Source organism: Prevotella sp. P4-119 (assembly GCF_002251345.1).
In the GTDB taxonomy this organism is placed as follows: Bacteria; Bacteroidota; Bacteroidia; order Bacteroidales; family Bacteroidaceae; genus Prevotella.
The window spans coordinates 17,385-37,474 of the sequence record NZ_NPJB01000074.1 but is presented as its reverse complement, the minus strand read 5'-3'; the positions used below and the strand labels follow the sequence as shown (position 1 = coordinate 37,474).

The 20,090-nt window shown below is 46.7% G+C and carries 13 protein-coding genes; 5 read left to right on the top strand and 8 right to left on the bottom strand.

What is annotated here, in order from left to right; all coding sequences use genetic code 11:
- Positions 1-231 precede the first annotated feature (231 nt).
- Positions 232-1,920, top strand: coding sequence for a response regulator (locus CIK89_RS08220; protein WP_158215001.1), 1,689 nt, complete (start codon positions 232-234; stop codon positions 1,918-1,920).
- A 90-nt stretch (positions 1,921-2,010) separates the two neighbouring features.
- On the opposite strand, the gene CIK89_RS08215 is transcribed toward CIK89_RS08220, so the two are convergent.
- Entirely contained in the window at positions 2,011-3,459 is a 1,449-nt protein-coding gene (locus tag CIK89_RS08215; protein ID WP_094390896.1) for a sodium:solute symporter, read from the bottom strand.
- 94 nt (positions 3,460-3,553) lie between these two features.
- On the opposite strand from CIK89_RS08215, the gene CIK89_RS08210 reads away from it, so the two are divergent.
- A complete protein-coding gene (locus CIK89_RS08210; RefSeq protein WP_094390895.1) occupies positions 3,554-4,924 on the top strand; it encodes a TrpB-like pyridoxal phosphate-dependent enzyme in 1,371 nt (456 codons plus the stop codon).
- A gap of 158 nt (positions 4,925-5,082) precedes the next feature.
- Here the strand turns inward: CIK89_RS08210 and CIK89_RS08205 are convergent, their stop codons facing one another.
- Positions 5,083-6,156: a chain-length determining protein gene (locus CIK89_RS08205; protein ID WP_094390904.1), complete on the bottom strand. Its 1,074-nt coding sequence runs from the start codon at positions 6,154-6,156 to the stop codon at positions 5,083-5,085.
- Positions 6,157-6,170: 14 nt separating this feature from the next.
- On the bottom strand, positions 6,171-8,636 hold the full coding sequence (locus CIK89_RS08200) for an SLBB domain-containing protein (RefSeq protein ID WP_371593368.1): 2,466 nt from the start codon (positions 8,634-8,636) through the stop codon (positions 6,171-6,173).
- Positions 8,637-8,896: 260 nt separating this feature from the next.
- On the opposite strand from CIK89_RS08200, the gene mfd reads away from it, so the two are divergent.
- Entirely contained in the window at positions 8,897-12,295 is a 3,399-nt protein-coding gene (gene mfd / locus CIK89_RS08195; RefSeq protein ID WP_371593366.1) for a transcription-repair coupling factor, read from the top strand.
- 1,608 nt (positions 12,296-13,903) lie between these two features.
- On the opposite strand, the gene CIK89_RS08190 is transcribed toward mfd, so the two are convergent.
- Positions 13,904-14,260, bottom strand: a complete 357-nt coding sequence (locus tag CIK89_RS08190; RefSeq protein ID WP_094390893.1) for a hypothetical protein — start codon at positions 14,258-14,260, stop codon at positions 13,904-13,906.
- 240 nt (positions 14,261-14,500) lie between these two features.
- Here CIK89_RS08190 and CIK89_RS08185 point away from each other — a divergent pair, with 240 nt between their 5' ends.
- The gene (locus tag CIK89_RS08185) at positions 14,501-15,250 is read left to right on the top strand and encodes a polyprenol monophosphomannose synthase (protein WP_094390892.1); all 750 of its coding nucleotides are present in this window, start codon (positions 14,501-14,503) and stop codon (positions 15,248-15,250) included.
- A gap of 82 nt (positions 15,251-15,332) precedes the next feature.
- Here CIK89_RS08185 and CIK89_RS08180 read toward each other — a convergent pair whose 3' ends face one another.
- A complete protein-coding gene (locus CIK89_RS08180) occupies positions 15,333-15,869 on the bottom strand; it encodes an HD domain-containing protein (protein ID WP_094390902.1) in 537 nt (178 codons plus the stop codon).
- Positions 15,869-17,641 (bottom strand): oxaloacetate decarboxylase, encoded by a 1,773-nt coding sequence (locus tag CIK89_RS08175; protein WP_094390891.1) that lies wholly within the window; start codon positions 17,639-17,641, stop codon positions 15,869-15,871. Before CIK89_RS08175 ends, CIK89_RS08180 begins: the two co-directional genes overlap by 1 nt.
- 121 nt (positions 17,642-17,762) lie before the next feature.
- On the opposite strand from CIK89_RS08175, the gene CIK89_RS08170 reads away from it, so the two are divergent.
- Positions 17,763-18,521, top strand: a complete 759-nt coding sequence (locus tag CIK89_RS08170) for a hypothetical protein (protein ID WP_094390890.1) — start codon at positions 17,763-17,765, stop codon at positions 18,519-18,521.
- 86 nt (positions 18,522-18,607) lie between these two features.
- Here the strand turns inward: CIK89_RS08170 and queF are convergent, their stop codons facing one another.
- On the bottom strand, positions 18,608-19,069 hold the full coding sequence (queF, locus tag CIK89_RS08165; protein ID WP_094390889.1) for a preQ(1) synthase: 462 nt from the start codon (positions 19,067-19,069) through the stop codon (positions 18,608-18,610).
- Positions 19,069-19,758, bottom strand: a complete 690-nt coding sequence (locus CIK89_RS08160; RefSeq protein ID WP_094390888.1) for a queuosine precursor transporter — start codon at positions 19,756-19,758, stop codon at positions 19,069-19,071. The genes queF and CIK89_RS08160 overlap by 1 nt, the downstream gene beginning before the upstream one ends.
- Positions 19,759-20,090 lie beyond the last annotated feature (332 nt).

Here is a 20,090-nt window from a genome sequence, read left to right as displayed (position 1 = left end):
AAAATTAACTCACAACTAGTTTTGTTTTCTGATGCAAATGTATTACAATTATTTCATACTCGCGTTCATATTTTATTATTTATAGTTTAAAATGCGTGATTTTAACGTTTAATACACCAAATTTATCGCAAATCAAACTAAAATACGCATTTTTGACGATTTTTATGGTAAAATATGAATGTATTTCAAACTTATTTTCGTATCTTCGCAACCGAAAATACAGTTATAGATATGACAAACTTGACCATCATTCTGTTGATTATAGCCACAGGATTGTTGATAGGAGGCCATTTTTGGTTATCAAGAAGGCTTTCTATCCATCTAAGAAGCAAAAATAAGATGCTGTTGGAGTGTACCATCTCCAACCTAACTAATAATCTGTCAACCCCAATGACCATTATCAGTAGCACTATCGAACAGCTACGAGGCAATCATCCTGAACTGCAAGACGAGTTAAACATGATCGACCTTAACATCCAACGATCATTGCGTCTTCTGCAACAAATGGACGAGGCCACACTAATCTATACGGGTAAGATGAATCTACATGTACAGCAATGCGATGTAATGCGATCCATCAGAGATACCGCACTATGCATAGCGCCGTTAATGAACAAGAAAGGCCTCAACCTTGACATCAGTTGTAAACCAGACACGATGGTTGGTTGGGCAGATACTGACAAAATAGATAAAATCATCTTTAATCTGTTGCAGAACACCACAAAATATACAGGTACCGACGGTACCGTAACTTTAGATGTGAGTACAAATTCTGACTACGACCACCTATATATACGTATTAGCGACAATGGCGTAAGCATCATCCCCGAAGAAGTAGAGAAAATATTCAATGCTCCATCTATCTCCAGTTTTCAGGAGTCCATGATTACCGGAACCTACCCCAACCTATCACTCGTCAACGATATGGTGAGACTACATGGTGGCAACATCCACTACAAAACTCTTCAAGGTCAGGGAACTACCGTCACCATCGAGTTGCCCATAGGAAAAGAGGCCTTCACCGACGCACAAACCAATCATCAACAAAAGTCATCAGAGAGTTTTATCCGTACCTATGCCAACAATCTGCTGCCTTTGCTGACCCCGATAAAAAAATCCGAGAAATCAGCAGATGGCAGCAAAAGCATCAACATCATCCTTGCAGACGATAATCCTGAGATGCTTAATCTGATGGCACATGCCTTAAGTCCATACTACAACATACTCACAGCGAGCAATGGTGCCGATGCGCTCCGACTGGTAAAAGAAGGAAATATCCAACTTGTAGTGGCAGAAACCAATCTGCCTAAAATTGATGGTATTAGTCTGACAACTGTTTTTCGCCAAAATTATTCCAAGAATCAATTGCCAATTATTACGCTGACGGGCAATGCCGACACCAATGACAGCGAACTATCCCTGCAAGAAGGCGCAGACATCTGTTTGCAGAAACCATTCCGCATGACCGATCTGCTGCTTCATATCAATAACACGCTATTAAGCCGTCAATACCAGCAAAAGATAAATATTGATGCCACCCATCAAGACGAACATATTGAGGAAATCACTTCATCAGACAGCCCAATAGACAATGAGTTTGTAAACCGTGTCACCGAACTTGTCAAAGCCAACTTATCTGATTCTGACTACGATCGCGACAGGCTTGCTTCTGACATTGGAGCCAGCAGTTCCACCTTATATAATAAGTTGCGAGCAGCCACAGGAAAGAATGTTTCGACCTTTATCCGTGACATGCGCATCAAGACAGCCTGCAAGATAGCGCAGTCAGACCCAGACTTGCGTGTCAGCGATATTGCCTATCAAGTGGGATTCAAAGATCCGAAATACTTCGCCACCACCTTTAAGCGGGTAATGGGCATGCAACCATCGGAGTATTTTGAGAAACTAAGAAATCAATAATGCAAACTCTCATGTGATAACCGGTCATCATATTTAATTTCGGTTTATTCAGACCGAAGGATGATTCAATATTTGTATTGCATCATCGATTCACTTACTCGTCGGCCGAAGAGCCAGCAGACCGACAAAGGTGAATAAACCATTAAGCATCAGCAGTTCATAACCGAATCGATAGCCCGTATAATATCCCACAATAGCGTCAAGTCCCCAACAGAACAAAGGAGAAGCCAAGCATACATAGGGTACCCATCGGTCATTGGTCTGCCTATGGGTCAACAGCCCGAACGCAAAGAGTCCAAGCAACGGCCCGTAGGTATAACCACAGAGCACATAGATGGCATCAATGACGCTGGTGGAATTCACCAAACGAAAAAGCAAAACAAAGACCACAAAAATCACAGCAATAATCAAATGTGATCTTTTGCGTAGGTTTTCATCGTTTGGTTTCCCACAGATATCAACACAGAAACTTGTTGTCATAGCTGTCAAAGCCGAATCGGCACTTGAAAATGAGGCAGCCAAGATACCTAAAATAAAGAGCACAACCACCGCAGGTCCCAACAGCCCAGATGCAGCAAAAGTTGGTAACAGTTGGTCACCCATCTCTGGAATTGCAATATCACGTTGATGAGCAAGCATAACGAGCAAAGCACCAAGCGAAAGGAACAACAGGTTGGCAGGTAGAAAAGCCACACCATACGTCGTCATATCTTTCTGTGCATCACGCAATGAACTACAAGTAAGATTTTTCTGCATCATATCCTGATCAAGTCCCGTCATGACAATGACGATGAACACACCACTGAAGAATTGTTTCCAGAAATTCTGCTTCGACATCCAGTCATCAAACACAAAGATGCGCGACATTTCGCTATCTGCTATGGCCGATACAGCATCACCAACCCCCATTTCCAATTGTTTGGTAACCATAATAAGCATCAGTATCAACGCTCCAAAGAGACAGGCAGTCTGCAGCGAATCAGTCCATACCAGTGTGCGTATGCCACCTTTTCTGGTGTAGAGCCATATCAGAGCCACCATTACTAACGCCGTAAATGTAAAAAGCCATCCCTCACCTATCTGTCGCATTCCATCAGGCATCTGCATCATGATACATTGCTGCAAAATCCAGCACACCACATAAAAACGCACCGCTGCCCCTGTCATTTTCGACAAAAGGAAAAACGATGCCCCTGTGCGATAAGCCCTTCGTCCAATACGTTGCCCTAAAAACGAATAAATGGTGGTCAGGTTCAACCTATAATATAAAGGTAGGAGAACAAAAGCTACGATAACATAGCCCAAGATAAACCCCATACATGTTTGCAAATAGGTCATATCAATACGTGTCACCATACCCGGCACACTTACAAAGGTCACACCAGATATCGATGCACCTATCATGCCAAAAGCCACCATATACCATGGCGACTGTCTGTTGCCACGGTAGAACGTATCATTGTCTGCATGTCTTCCCGTCCATCTGCTGATGGCAAACAGCAAGCAAAAATAGCCCAAAACTATCGCTAATATCATCATATCGCACACAAAGGTAGCAATTTTTTAGTTTTTATCCTCTTTTTCTCATTATTTTTCATTACTTTTGTCGTACAAAACACTAAACCATAAGACAATGACAAAACAAAAGAAGTATCTCCTACCGGAGAATGAGATTCCAACACAGTGGTATAACATCATGGCAGACATGCCCAACAAGCCACTGCCTCCCATCCATCCCCAGACCCACAAGCCCTTAACATGGCAGGATTTGGCACATATCTTCCCCGAAGAGTGTAGTAAACAGGAACTGGACATGGAGCATGAGTGGATAGACATTCCCGAAGAAGTGCTCGACAAATACCGTTTTTACCGTTCTACCCCATTGGTACGCGCCTATGAGTTGGAAAAAGCCCTCGGCACTCCTGCCCATATCTATTTCAAGAACGAGAGTGTCAACCCCTTGGGTTCTCATAAAATCAATTCCGCCCTTCCCCAATGCTATTATGCCAAACAAGAAGGCACAACCAATGTGACCACCGAGACTGGTGCCGGCCAGTGGGGTATGGCCCTGAGCTATGCTGCCAAGATATTCGGTCTCGAATGTGCGGTTTATCAGGTAAAGATTACCATGCAGCAGAAGCCCTATCGTTCATCTGTTATGCGTACTTTCGGTGCTGCCGTTACCGGTTCTCCATCCATGTCAACACGTGCGGGTAAGGATATCATCACCAAAGATCCGTTGCATCCCGGTTCACTTGGTACAGCCATTTCAGAAGCAGTAGAGTTGGCTACCACCACTCCCCATTGTAAATATGTATTAGGTTCTGTACTCAACCACGTTGGTCTGCACCAGACTATCATCGGTCTGGAGGCTGAAAAGCAGATGCAGATGGCTGGTGAATATCCCGATACTGTTATTGCTTGCTTTGGCGGCGGTAGCAACTTCGGAGGTATCGCATTCCCCTTCATGCGCCATAACATCAGCGGAGAGCGTCATACCGAGTTTATCGCAGCCGAACCCAATAGTTGTCCTAAGCTGACTCGCGGTAAGTTCCAGTATGACTTCGGCGACGAAGCTGGTTACACACCATTATTACCCATGTTTACGCTCGGCCATCAGTTCAAGCCCAGCAATATCCATGCAGGCGGTCTCCGCTACCATGGTGCCGGCATGATTGTGTCACAGCTCATCAAGGACAAGATGATGCATGGTGTGGATATTCCCCAATTGGAATCGTTCGAATCCGGAATGCTCTTCGCCCGCACCGAGGGCATCATCCCTGCCCCTGAGAGTTGCCATGCCATCGCAGCCACTATTCGCGAAGCCAAGAAGTGCAAGGAAACCGGTGAGCAGAAAGTCATCCTGTTCTGCCTCTCTGGCCACGGTCTCATCGACATGCCGAGCTATGAGCAGTTTATCAGCGGCGATCTGCAGAACTACACCGTTTCTGACGAAGAAATCGAAAGAAACGTCAGCGAGCTGGAGCCCATCATCAAGGAATAACAATCAGTCCCTCCATTCCTCCATGCCAAGTATGGAGGAATGGAGATACATTTCGGAGAGCAACGCCCAAGAAAATCCATGCCGACTCTCCAACATAGCTAATAACAAAGAAGCCGGTTCGATGAGGAACCGGCTTCTTTGTATATATAATATAGGTATTATCCTATACCAATCAGTTTTTTCAGTTCACCCTCTTTATAGAGGATATAGGCTGTTGTTCCGATAAACACGAGGAAGAGGAACATCAGTACCATTTTGGAACGAACAGGACCAGCCTTCTTCACAGGAACCGTAGCACTCTGCAGGGTTGTAAAGGCAGGAGTATCCTCTTGCACTTTGGCCTCAGCCATCTGCATCTGTTGAGCCAGTGTGTTATAGGCATTAAACTGCAGTTGCATCTCGTTTTCAAGATCGGTCTGTTTGCTACGTACACTCTCAAGAATCAAATCCTGGTTGGCATCCGAGAACGAAGCATAGTTCTGTCGTGCGCGAGTATAGCGTTCCTTAGCCTCTTTATAGAGTTTTTGTGTATAAGCCAAATCATGACGCGCTTTCTTGGTACGATACTCTGTGATAAAGTCTTGCAGACGCACTTTCACCGAATCAGCCATGGTGGCAGCAATAAGCGGATCCTGGTCAGTTACATCGATAGTGATGACCATTGTTTTCTTATCCACATCACACACAACCTTCTTATCTATCACCTGCGCAATTGCAGTCTGTGTCTTGGTCAGGCGGAACGGATCCACCTTAAGATTCTTCTCTTTCTCTTTACTGCCGAAGATACTCATCAGCCCCTTGACAGCTCCCGACCACCATGGTGTTTTCTGTTCGTTGAGCAGATAGTCGTAGTAGGTCATCACCTTCTTATCTTCTTCACGCTTCACCTTTACAGGAAAGAGGCTGGTTTTGAAATCAACCGAGTTCATCAAGTCAGGATAGAGCGTAGGAAAGAGTGCCTCTGTAGCTGCACGACCTCCGAGATTGACGCCAAACTGACTTGCCAGAGCGCTAAGCGAACTGGTACTACTCTTCGACGACAGTTCTGGTGACAGTTTCACCTGTACATTATAATAGTTGGGCAGTCCCAAGGCATAGATACAAGCCAGAACGAAAGCCACAGGCAGCACAACGACATAGAGATGTTTGCGACGCTTGACAGCAGCCCACAAGGCAGCATAGTCGATGGAGCTTTCTTCCTCCACCTGATTCATCTTGTTATTCTCATCCATAGTCATACCTTTCATTATTTAGTGATAGAAACAAGAGAGGCAACCACAGCTGCCAAACTTGCTAAGCTGGTTCCTGCAGCAAGCATTTGTGCGAAGTTCAATCCTTCACGCTTACGTTTGCTTGGCACTACGATTTCACAGCCTGGCTCTATTTTTGCACCATGTCCAACCTGTGCCACAGTTCCGTTGGTATAAACGACAAAGGTCTTATGCTTCTTGGCACGCAGTCCGAAGCCACCTGCCTTGTTAACATACCACTTATAACCTTTGTCACCCACAAATGAAACAGTATTGGGGAACATCACGTCACCCGACACTTTGACCGTAGCATTATACTCTGGTACTGTGATCACGTCGCCTTCACGCAAAATGATGTCGTATTCACCACCTTTATCAGCCATGGCCTTATCGAGTTCAATACCCACTACGTAGGTATTCTCCAAATCCAAGTTTTCCATAGCAACTGAGTCGCGCTCACTCATATTTCTTTTGAGTGCAGTCAACACATCTTTAGTGCGCTCCTTTTCCTCTTGCGTTTTCACACGTACCAGTCGTGCACCACGCATATAGGCATTCTCGGTCACACCTCCAGCCATTGCCAGGACATCACTCAGTCGCATGTTTTTCATGTTCATCGTCTGCACGCCAGGGAAGTTTACCTCGCCCTTGATAGTAACGTTCTGTGGTGTCACATAACCAGGACTACGGCGCACGTGTACCACATCATAGGGTTGCAATACAAATCCCTTATTACCATCGACCACGAATCCGTCTTTCAGGGCAAACGAGAATGTCTGTGCAATCTCTCGTGTGGTTGTGGTGGCCTTGGGGTCACGAATACGACGCGACACATCAACCTTTGCAGTACTTGCAGCGTCTGTCAGACCACCTGCTTGCATGATGAGGTCCTCTACCGAGGTATTGTCGGCATATTCGTAAGTTCCTGGTGACATCACCTCACCAGTAATCGTATAAGTACGCTCTGAACGCAGTTCTGCCTGTGTTGGAATAAAGAGCACGTCTTCATTCTTCAATGGAATATCGGGCACAGTACCTGCCAAAATACCTTGTACATCAACCGAGACCACTTCAAGACTGCGGTCAGCCTTCATGCGATGCAATACAGCGTGAGCAGTAAAAGCATCTTCGGTAACGCCTTCTGCACGCTCTATCAGTCCTCTCACAGAAGTAACCTCACCACCCAACCGATACTGTCCGGGGCGGAATATGGCACCTTTCACCTCAACCATATTCTCATAGCGGTTGAGCATACCATCTACGGTTACTGCATCGCCGTCATCAACTTTGAATGATGACATATCAAACTCATCGACATTAAATACCGAATAGCGTTCACCGGTCTGACGCACCAGTCTGACAGCCTTCTTATAGGCATCTCCGGTAAATCCTCCAGCATATTTCAACAAAGTTGCCACGCTCTCGTTCTTACGCATTTCGTAGAACATCGGGCGCTTCACATTACCCGTGACACCAACCAAACAATCGTAAGGTCCTACCTGTACCACATCACCGTCCTGCAGACGAACATTACCCGCCAATCTGCCGTTGAGAATATATTCATAGATATCCACCACGGTAATCAGTTTTCCATTACGATAGACCTTCACATTACGTAGTGTACCGATATCGTTGATACCGCCAGCTCTGTAGAGGGCATGGAAAACAGTAGAGAAAGCGCTGAGGGTATAGGTACCCGGTGTCCTCACCTCACCCATCACATTGATCATGATGGTGCGTGTTTGTCCCACAGAGAGCTTCACCTTACTGCTGGCATAGCGTGATCCGAGTGTAGAACGAATTTTTCCGTTGGCAGCAGCCACCGTCATTCCGCTCACATAAATCGGTCCGTATCCAGGAACCGTCACCGTTCCCTCTGGCGATATGGTCAGTTGGTGTGTATTCTGCGAAGCGCCATAAACATCGATGACCACTTGGTCACCAGGACCGAGCACATAGGTCTGCGGTGTGGCGATATTCATATTGGGTTCGAATGAAAGGGCGCGTTGGTTGAAGATGTCACGTCCAAACACTTTCTTGCCATTAGTCTCGGCAGAATGTCCTTGGGTAGCCATTACTTCCTGCTCTGCCAACTGATGGTCTTCACTGGCATCGTTAGCATTCTCAGAAGCTGTATTAACCTTGCCGTTCTCCAGTTCCTGCTGTTGCGATGCACTATGCCGCATGCGGTTGCTTGCATCACCGACGGCAGCATCAGCCGCAGCACTCATATTGTGGCTTCTGATCTGTTTATCATACTGGTTGCGCACACGTCTGATCTGATCGATCTTCACTCCACGTTGCATCAACTTGGTGACAATCTGCGACTGTGACGTTCCGGCTTTCGCCTCCCTTGCCACAAACTGCATCACTTGCGTGTCGGTCATTCCGCTCTGTGCGGCAACCGACAACGAAGACAGCATCATGAGCGCAACCACCATATTGCGCTTCAAGCCTGCCATTGTTTTCATGCTCGTTACTTGAAAATTCATATTTATCTGATTACTTTTTATTCCTCTTGTTTGAGTCAGCGCAACTATGCTTTTTCCTAAAGGAAAAGCAAAATGCGATGCAAAATTAGCAAAAAAGACTTAAACTACAAAGCGAAACGCACTTTATTTTCATTTACATTGCAGGTTACTTCTCCAGTTGCCTTTTTTTTATTACTTTTGCATTGTTTTCGGCTTCACGAAGCCTACAATCCCTGAAAGTAATGACAACACTGAAGATAGAAGACCTCATCGAACTCCTTTCCGTTGCTCCACAAGTGGGGGCTACGGCAAAAAGTCTGTCTGACAAGAAAATCAAAACCTTGTTTTTAGAAGGACTGACTGGCTCTGCCGCATCAGTACTGTTTGCCACTATGGCGCAGAAGAATCTGTTGCCCAATGCGCTATTTATACTCAACGACGAGGAAGAGGCAGGCTATTTCTATCACGACTTGACACAGATGTTGGGCAACGAACAGGTATTGTTTTTCCCTTCCTCATATCGCCGTGCCATCAAATACGCACAGCGAGACGCTGCCAACGAGATTCTCCGCACCGAGGTATTGAGCCGTTGCATGATGAAAGACGGGCGTTACCTCATCGTCAGCTATCCTGAGGCATTGGCAGAACTGGTCATTTCACGTCGTCAGATGGACGAGCGAACCTTATCCTTAGAGCATGGACAGAATATTGACACTTCCATCATCGTAACACAACTGCGTGAGTTTGGGTTTCATGAGGTAGATTATGTCTATGAGCCAGGCCAGTTTGCCCTACGCGGTTCTATCCTCGATGTCTATAGCTTCAGTTGCGAATATCCATTCCGCATCGACTTTTTCGGTGACGACATCGACTCTATCCGCACTTTCGATGTGACCGATCAGTTGTCGCGCGACCGTCGTGACCGCATACAGATTGTTCCCGAACTATCTGTTACATCAGAGGAACGCGTACCTTTCTTTTCGTTTCTGTCAAAGGAGGCTTTGCTCGTGACAAAAGACTTACTCTTTGTTCACGATTCCATCGACCGCACATACCGTGAAGGATTCTCGTCGCAAGCTCTTACCGAGCGCATGGAAGGACAGACCGAAATGGAGCAACAAGAGACGATGCAGCAGATGAGAAAGGAGACTCAGCTCATCAGCGGCTCTCAATTCACCGAAGCCATCAGCGGTTTGCGTCGCATAGAAATCGGTGCACATGCCACAGGTGTGCCTCAGGCGACCCTGCGTTTCAACACACTCCAGCAACCGCTGTTTCATAAGAATTTCGATCTGCTGCGTCAAAGTTTCACCGATTATCTGTCAAAAGGTTATCGCATCTATGTTCTGGCAGACAGCGTGAAGCAGTTGCAACGACTGAAAGACATTTTTTCTGCCGATGAGGAAAAACAGACCCTACACTTCACCCCTGTAGAAAAAACCATCCACGAGGGATTTATCGACCACGACCTGCGACTCTGCATCTTCACCGACCACCAGATATTCGACCGTTTCCATAAATACAGTCTGCGTTCCGACAAGGCCCGCAGCGGCAAAGTCTCGCTCACGTTGAAAGAGATTCAACAGTTTGAAGTAGGCGATTTCGTGGTCCATGTAGATCATGGCATCGGCAAATTCGGTGGTTTGGTACGCATGCCACAAGGCAACGGCTACCAAGAGATGATTAAGATAATCTACAACGGCGGCGGGGCTATCTATGTCTCCATCCACTCACTCTATAAGGTCAGCAAATACAAAGCACAGGACAACGGTGAACCGCCACGCCTCTCGCAATTAGGCACAGGACAGTGGGAACGACTGAAAGAGCGCACCAAAAATAAGTTGAAGGATATTGCCCGCGACCTCATCCGTCTCTATGCCCGCCGACGACGCGAGCAGGGATTTGCCTTCAGCGCCGACTGTTTCATGCAACACGAACTCGAAGCGTCATTTCTCTACGAAGATACGCCCGACCAGTTGAAAGCCACCAACGACATCAAGGCCGATATGGAAAAAGCACGTCCTATGGACCGTTTGGTATGTGGCGACGTGGGATTCGGTAAGACCGAGGTGGCGGTGCGTGCTGCATTCAAGGCAGCCTGCGACTCCAAGCAGGTGGCTGTACTCGTGCCTACCACTGTACTGGCTTACCAACATTTCCAGACCTTCCAAGGCCGTCTGAAGGATCTGCCAGTCCGTGTGGATTATCTGTCGCGTGCCCGTTCCGCCAAACAGACCAAGGCAATACTGAAAGATTTGGAGGAAGGCAAGATAGACATTATCATCGGCACCCACAAACTCATCGGCAAGACGGTGAAGTTTCATGACCTTGGACTCCTTATTATTGATGAAGAACAGAAATTCGGAGTATCCACCAAGGAGAAATTGCGCCAGTTGAAAACCAATATCGACACGTTGACCATGACAGCAACACCCATTCCGCGCACACTGCAGTTCTCCCTTTTGGGTGCCCGCGACCTGAGCATCATCCAGACCCCGCCGCCCAATCGCTATCCCATCCATACCGAGATACATACCTTCGGACCGGAAATCATTGCCGATGCCATCAATTTCGAGATGTCGCGCAACGGTCAGGTGTATTTTGTCAATCCGCGCATCAACGACCTACAGCGCATTGCCGACCTCATCCACACCTATATTCCTGATGCACGTGTGGTGATTGGTCACGGCAGGATGAAGCCCGACGAACTGGAACAAGCCATCTTCGATTTTGCCAACTACGACTACGATGTGCTCCTCTCAACCACCATTGTTGAAAACGGCATCGATATTCCCAATGCCAATACCATCATCGTCAATGGTGCCAACCACTTCGGCTTGTCAGACCTCCATCAGATGCGAGGCCGTGTAGGACGCGGCAATCGCAAGGCGTTCTGCTATCTGCTTGCACCTCCCCTTGCCGACCTTCCTCAGGAGAGTCGCCGCCGATTAGAGGCATTGGAGAATTTCAGCGACCTTGGCAGCGGCATACAGATTGCCATGCAAGACCTTGACATCCGAGGTGCCGGCAACCTGCTGGGCGCCGAACAAAGCGGATTCATTGCCGATCTGGGTTATGAGACCTATCAGAAGATTCTGACCCAAGCCATGACAGAACTGAAAAACGAGGAGCCCACCTTTGCCGAAGTCGCAGAAGCAGAAGCCTCTACACCCATCAATACCGACGGACCGTACGTTTCCGACTGCACCCTGGAGAGCGACCTCGAACTCTATTTCCCCGACCAGTATGTGCCCTCCGACAGCGAGCGCATGCTGCTCTATCGCGAACTGGACAATCTCCAGACCGACGAGCAACTCGAAGCCTACCGTCGTCGAATGGAAGATCGCTTTGGTCCTGTGCCGCCTGCTGCTCAGGAACTGATGCATGTGGTGACTTTGCGTCGTTACGCCTGCCTGTTGGGTTGCGAGAAAATCATTCTCAAGCAAGGCCGTATGTCTATGTATCTCGTCTCCAAAGCCGACAGTCCCTACTATCAAAGCGAAGCGTTCGGGCGTGTTATAGACTTTGCGGTGGGCAATCCACGTCGCTGCCAACTGCGCGATGTCAACGGCAAGCGTTCATTGCTGATATCCAATGTTCCCTCTGTAGCAGAAGCGATTCAGCTACTTAGGCCTCTGACTCAACAGTAGCCGCCTGTTTTACTCCAATCGGGCATTGGCATTTACTCCCTCCTTCGTAAGGCATAGCGCGCTGTCGTACGCAACGTTGCAAGTTTCGAATCATACTATTGCTTCCCTGTGTGTTCGGGTTGTCAACGGGATTTGTTCGGGTTTTGCTGTTTCATGATGTTATTTTTTCGGTTACATTTCATGGCACCTTTTCTCGCCATGGCAGAGTTTAAGTGAACTTAACTTCGTTGACTTTCCTCACGTTCGGAAAACTTCAAGCGAGTTTTATTTTTCGCTCACTTAAACGGAAAGTTAACTCTGCTCATCTGGCTTATCGAAAACGTTCTACACATTCCCACATCGTGGTATTCTCCTGTTCTGTTCCTTGTTTCTCCCAACTTTGTCCCATCATTGTCCGCTAAATATTGGGACTTAGTGTGGAGTCACTTGTGACTTACTGAGGAGTTGACCATGTCTGTGCGCGGACGGAATGTTTTGTGCGAAAGTGATTCTCTCTTAAACCACGGGGCAAAGATACAACATTCGGTTTTGCCCATCATACGTTTCTATACGTTTCCTGCGATTCGAGGACATTTTTATTATGAAATGTTTGCATGCCCATGAATAACCTTGCTTCACAAGGCAGAAACCAGTTTATATGGCCTTGACACCAAGGAGATGGAAATCCATAGATTATGCATTCTCTCCAAAATCCTAATGAGCGATTGGGTGTAATAGGCGTTTGAAAGTCGTAGTAGATGGTTTCAGTTGTAGTTGAAAAAACGCCATTTTTTGCAGTCTGGCAGGGTCGTAAAAAAGTGTCCAGTATGTCCCAAAATCCATTTCAAGGGCATCCAGAACGCATGAATGAGTGCGTTTTCTGTGTTTTGCATGGAAGGTGGAAATCATCGGAACAAGGGGGGCGAACTCGATTTTTGATGCTTTCAAGAGCGAAAACGCCCAAAAAGTCTGGCTTCTATCAAGGGTTTGCGGCTTTGGAATGTTTGTTTTCCTGATGTTACATGAATCGCATTTGCTGGACAGAAGTGTGCAAGTTGTTGAGAATAAGCATTTTAGACGAATGTCCTTTATGAACAAGCGTTTCAGTTTCAGTTGTTTCAGTTGTTTTTTGAGGGGTACCTATTTCACTTCCTATATATATATTATTGATTATTAGTTAGTTATAAGTCTTAAAAAGGGGGTTTGAAATTTAACTGACCCTCTGAAACACAACTGAAACTGAAACAACTGAAACGCTTGGCTAAAATTCACGCTTCTTTTCCGAGGCTTTTGAATGCTTTTCGTTCCCACCAATAAAAGGTCACACGGATCCACGGAACACACCGAGTTTACAGTACAAAGTTACGTAGTATAACTCCCTCATACAAGCAGAGACGGGCTGAAAGCCCAATGGTTTCCTTAGCCCAGGGTAACACCCTGCGGACACGGTTACAAACAAAACAGTACGTCCTGAAAGGACAAAAGTAAAACCATCATACAAAGATTCCATAAGAAAGTTGGTCGTTAACTTCCACTCTACATGCCATTAGTCTGATGTTCATCCCCAGTTTTATGTGAAAAACACCCTTCAATTTACTTGTTTACCTTCCAAACGCACTCGCGATATCACTATTTCGCATCATTTTCTCGTTCGCCAAGGAAAGGGAAATTCATCGAAACAAGGGAGTCGAGCTCGATTTCTGAGGATTTCATGAATAAAATAGCCCAAAAATGGTGGTTTTTAACAGGATTTTGCAGCTTTGAATACTCTATTGACTTGATGTTATGCACATTAATATTCAACAACTCTTCATGATCTGTTTCGCGAAAATCGTCCACATAACATTCTACATGAGGCAGATACTCTTTTCCATCTTCATCTCTTGCTACAAATATGCCCAACTGCGCCACCAAGGTTTTAACCAATGTGACCCATTCCAAGCGAGGATCACCTTCTGCTATTCCGCGCGGAGCTTCTTTCCGCATAAAATTATGTGTTTCTTTTTGTATTCTGCTCGCTTAATCGTACCTTTGACCTGTCGGCCCAAGGTACTTTCACTCGGAAGTGCAAAGAAAAACAAGTTTTTCTTTTGCATTTCGCTCGCTTAATCGTACCTTTGACCTGTCGCTCCAAGGTACTTTCACTCGGGAGTGCAAAAGAAAAAACGATTTTTCTTTTGTACTTCGCTCGCTTAATCGTACCTTTGTAGCATAAAACATAAAAGTATGAATCAAAGCGACAGTATAGTAATTATTCCTACTTACAACGAGAAGGAGAATATCGAGAAGATTATCCGTGCGGTCTTTGCACTGGAGAAGTGTTTCCATATCCTAATCATCGATGACGGTTCGCCTGATGGTACTGCTGCCATCGTCCACCATCTGATGGATACAGAGTTTGCCGACAGACTATTTATTGTTGAGCGCAGTGGCAAACTGGGATTGGGAACTGCCTATATCACCGGTTTCAAATGGGCATTGGAACGTGCCTATGAATATGTGTTTGAAATGGATGCTGACTTCAGTCACGATCCTAACGACCTGCCTCGCCTCTATGCAGCATGTGCCGATGAAGGATACGATGTGGCTATCGGCAGTCGTTACGTCAGCGGTGTCAACGTGGTCAACTGGCCCATCGGTCGTGTGCTGATGAGTTATTTCGCATCGAAATATGTAAGAATAGTAACAGGATTCAGCGTTCACGACACCACAGCAGGTTTCAAATGCTACAAGCGCCGTGTGCTACAGACTATCGAACTGGACAAAATCCGCTTCAAGGGGTATGGTTTCCAGATAGAAATGAAGTTTACCGCCTATAAGATAGGATTCAAAATCAAAGAAGTTCCCGTTATCTTTGTCAACCGTCGTGAAGGTACTTCAAAGATGTCGGGTGGCATCTTCGGCGAGGCTTTCTTCGGTGTGATGCGCCTTCGTTGGGATGGTTGGACACGCAAATATCCTAAGATGCCTCAATAATTCGGAGTAATTCCCAATAATCAATCCTCTATCTGTGGATAACTGCAATAGAGAGGATAGTAAAGGAAATGGTCGGAAACCGCTATTCAAAGGTTTCCGACCATTTCTTGAATTTCTCTACGCCTTTCGAACCAAACTTCATGAGCGATGCGATGACGTCATCTACGGTCGATACCCGGTCGGGGTGCGACTTGGAGTAGAACTTGTCTGCATAGCAGATAATCTGTTCTTCGATGGTCTCTGGCACATAATCGGCAGGAGGCAACGGCAGGTGCTGCTCGTTGATTTCCTCAATAGTGAGTCCCGTGCCGGTATGTCGCTCGCAAACTCGCGCATGGTCTGGGTATCCTTCTTCGCGCAACAATTGTCCGCCGATAAGTCCGTGGCGCAGATAAGGTTCAGTACCTTCACAATAGATGGATGGTGCATGACAGCGGAACACCCCTATATCGTGAAGCATAGCTCCCTCCTCCAAAAAGCGCCGGTCAGCACCCAGTTCAGGATGCCGCTGCGCTATCTGCAAAGCGCGTTGCGCCACCTGCCTGCTATGCTTAAGCAACAGACGGCGCAACGCATTGTCTTGCGGATAATACTTATCTATTATCGTCTGATAGTCTATCATTGGTCTCGTTCTATCCAACCGAGGTTGTCGCCACGGCGCACCTTGGCACCCTGTTTGGCTGCTACCTCTACCAGTTTACCGCCAAGGGCAGCAGGAATAGGAACGATTTCGCCCCATGGCGCTTGTATATAACAATAGGTATCACCCTCCTTGTAGCGCTGTCCGACAAACGGTTCGAGACAAGGTTCGCAAGCTCCTTCGCCTGAGAATTCGTAATATACCTGACCTGCCACAGGAGCTGTCAGCGCATCCGCCTTGGCATGTTTGAAAGCAGCCAGTTCTTCTACAGAGAGCTTCGTGCCGAGTTTGGCATCCTTTGCTTTCTGCAAATCGGCAAGGAAATTCTTCTTTGCCATACCGCTCTTATAGATACGATACTGTTCGGGATGCATAGCCAATTCAAAGAGTTCCTCATCGTCCTGACCGCACTCCCAACCATTGTCTTTCATCTCCTTGCGGAATCCATCAAGTGCATTGTCAAGCAATGTATGTGGATCGACATCGGTAAATTCGCGTTTCTGCTTGACAGCGAGTTCTTTCAGTTCGGGTGCGATCTCTCCAGGAATCTTTCCGCTCTTGCCGAGTATCATGCCCCACATGGCATCGTCCATCATCACATAGCGTCCCTTGCCCTGCTCTATCGTCAACAGGTTCATCAAGGCAATATTCTTGGTGTATTGTGAGAATGGTGTCACCAATGGAGGATAACCTACACGTGGCCATACATACTCCACTTCGTTGAAGAGTTTCACCAACATATCGTCCATCGACAGTTCTGCCTCGCCCTTCTTGACACGCAGCTTGTTGATGGCATTGTAGATGCCGCCCAGATCTGCCATCATAGAACCCATCATACCGCCAGGAAGTCCGCAACCGAGCAATAATGACGACATGAGTTTGTTGGCAGGATTGATGAAATATCCCAACCAGTCGTCGATAAACTCCTGAGTGAGCGCACGTGCCTGCATGTAGGCATTCATATTGATTTCGGGCACATCGAAGCCTTCATTCTTCAGCATCGACTGTACCGAGATGATATCGGGATGCACTTTACCCCACGATAGCGGTTCGATGGCCGTATCAATAATATCGGCACCGTTGTTGCACACTTCCAATACAGAAGCCATTGACAGTCCGGGACCGGAATGACCATGATACTGGATGATAATATCGGGGTGGTTGGTCTTGATGAGCTTGGTCAGTTTACCCAACAGGGCAGGCTGTCCTATACCAGCCATATCCTTCAGACAGATTTCCTCGGCACCGGCAGCTATCAGCTCATCGGCAATGGCAGAGTAGTATTCTGCAGTATGAATAGGCGATGTGGTGATGCAGAGTGTTGCCTGCGGTATCATCCCTGCTTCTTTTGCCCACTTAATAGAAGGTATGATGTTTCGGGTATCGTTGAGTCCACAGAAGATGCGGGTAATATCTGTACCTTGTGCCTTCTTCACTTTATACATCAGTTGGCGCACATCATCAGGTACAGGATACATGCGCAACGCATTAAGACCACGGTCGAGCATGTGAGTCTGTATGCCTACTTCGTTGAAAGGCTTACAGAAAGCACGTACGGCCTCGTTAGGGTTTTCGCCAGCCAGCAGGTTCACCTGCTCGAAAGCACCGCCGTTGGTTTCCACACGAGCAAAACATCCCATGTCGATGATTACCGGAGCAATACGTGCCAACTGATCTTTGCGGGGTTGAAACTTGCCAGACGACTGCCACATGTCGCGATAGACAAGACTGAATCTGATTTTCTTCTTCATAAGGCTAATAATCTCGTTAGTTATAGTTATTTCGTTGCAAATGTACAAATAAAAACCAATACTTACACCAAAAATCGGAGATATTTTGTACTTTTGCATCGAAAACTAAAAAATACCGATTATGACGAAGACAATACTGACTATTGCCTCGGCCTTACTTCTATTGGCTGCGTGTGGCAAAAAGGAGGCTCCGCAAGCCGAAAAAGCCACTGACAACTATCTGAAACGGCAACCGGGCGACTCAACCCTATATGGTCTGGCATGCGACGGTACTACCGATTCGCTCTTGGTGCTTCTCCCCTACACCGGTGCCGATCCTGACACCTTCGACATCATCAATGCCAGTCAGCAGAAACAGATATTCGGCAAACCGTTTATCGGTGACGAACTGGCTGTGATTCTCAATCCTGAAGACAAGGCAGAGGCGCTGACAGTCATCAACCTCGACGACCTAAAAGGACAATGGGCTTTCATGGTCAAGCCCAAACTGCGCGACTATGACAAAATGTCGCGTCGTCTTCGTCGGCGCATGATGGCAGAGATGCCCGATTCTGTCAAAGAATCATTGCTCGTACCGCGTGAGTATGTGTTGCAGTTTAAGCGTGGATACAGTATGACTACCAGAGGCATGAAACACCAACAGACAACCGACGAGATGAGTGCTGTGGTGTATCCAGAAATCAAGCGATACACGGAGTGGAGACTTTTCAACGGTAAGTTGATTATGGCTTCTGGGACGATGGAAATGCCATCGGGCACTAAAGGTACAAAGCAGAAGATTGACCGTGACACCTGTCGCATCGTAGAACTCACCAAAGACACACTTGTGTTGCGCTTCAGCGATGGCGACTGGAGTTTCTATCGCAAGAAAAACAACTAAGTGTTAGCCGTACTATAACATATAAGGTGGAAGAGTATTCTTCCACCTTATTTTTTCTACTGGACCTTTATCCGGTCTTGTCTGCATCACAGTCCGTGCTGCATCATACGGTGCTCTGCCATTTGCTCATATTTTGTGCCAGGCAGTCCGTAATTGGCATAAGGATAGATGCTGATACCTCCACGCGGAGTGAAAATGCCAGTCACCTCGATATACTTCGGCTCCATCAGTTTGATGAGATCCTTCATGATGATATTCACACAGTCTTCATGGAAATCGCCGTGGTTGCGAAAAGAAAAGAGATAGAGTTTCAGACTCTTGCTCTCCACCATCTTTTCTGCTGGAATATACATGATTTTAATCTCTGCGAAGTCAGGCTGTCCTGTGATAGGACAGAGTGAAGTGAACTCAGGACAGTTGAACTGCACCCAATAGTCATTACCCGGATGCTTGTTGACAAAGGTCTCCAGCACCTCTGGCGCATAATCCATGCGATAGTCGGTTTTGCGACCCAAGGCCTGCAAATGGTCTTCTTGTCTTGTTTCCATCAGAATGAAAAGATTTTAAAGATGTTGTAATTGATGTCTTCGTCATAGACATCCTCCTGGTCGTGACGCTTGGTAAATGCCACTACGCGGATGGTTACAGGCAGAACGATAATCTCGTAGAGTGTCTTGATGCACACCTGTGAAATGATGAGCGACGGCATCTCCTCCCAGGGAATCACACCACCAAGAGCGAGCGGGAAGAAGATAATCGAGTCGGCAGACTCGCCAAACACAGTACTGGCAATGGCGCGAAACGAGAATCCCTTACCTTCAGTCATCATTTTCATGCGGCTCATCACATAGGCATTGATAAACGAACCGGCGAGAAATGCCACAAATGATGCGGCAACGATACGCGGGGCCAGTCCGAAGATCTGATGGAATCCCTCGTCGCCATTCCAATAATCGGCACCGGGAATCCAGTCGGCTATTGCTCCAAACATCACAAAGAGGAAGTTCATGGCAAAGCCCAGCCAGATGAGCATACGTGTGCGACGGTATCCCCACACCTCGCATACCACATCGTTAATGATGTAGCTCACGGGGAATACGATAAGACCTGCCGTCACATTGACGAAACCAAATGAGATTTGCTTTGTTTCCAATACGTTTGCCGTAATGAGGCAGACGCAGAACAGTATGCCGAAAAGCATAAACAGCACACTGACTTTTTGATTGTCGTGTTTCATATTCTTGTTTTGTTAAAGGGGGTTGAGCAAGTACCCCTAGGTTTTGCGCCTGCAAAGGTACGAATAAGTGAGTGAAAAGCAAAAGAAATCAAAAAAATTCTTTTGGTTTTCCGAACGTGAGTACCTAAGGTTCGTAGGACCAAAGGTACGAATAAGTGAGTGAAAAGCAAAAGAAATCCAAAAAATTCTTTTGGTTTTCCGAACGTGAGTACCTAAGGTTCGTAGGACCAAAGGTACGAATAAGTGAGTGAAAAGCAAAAGAAATCAAAAAAATTCTTTTGGTTTTCTGAACGCAAGTAGATTCATCAATCTGCCCGATTCTACAAAAATCA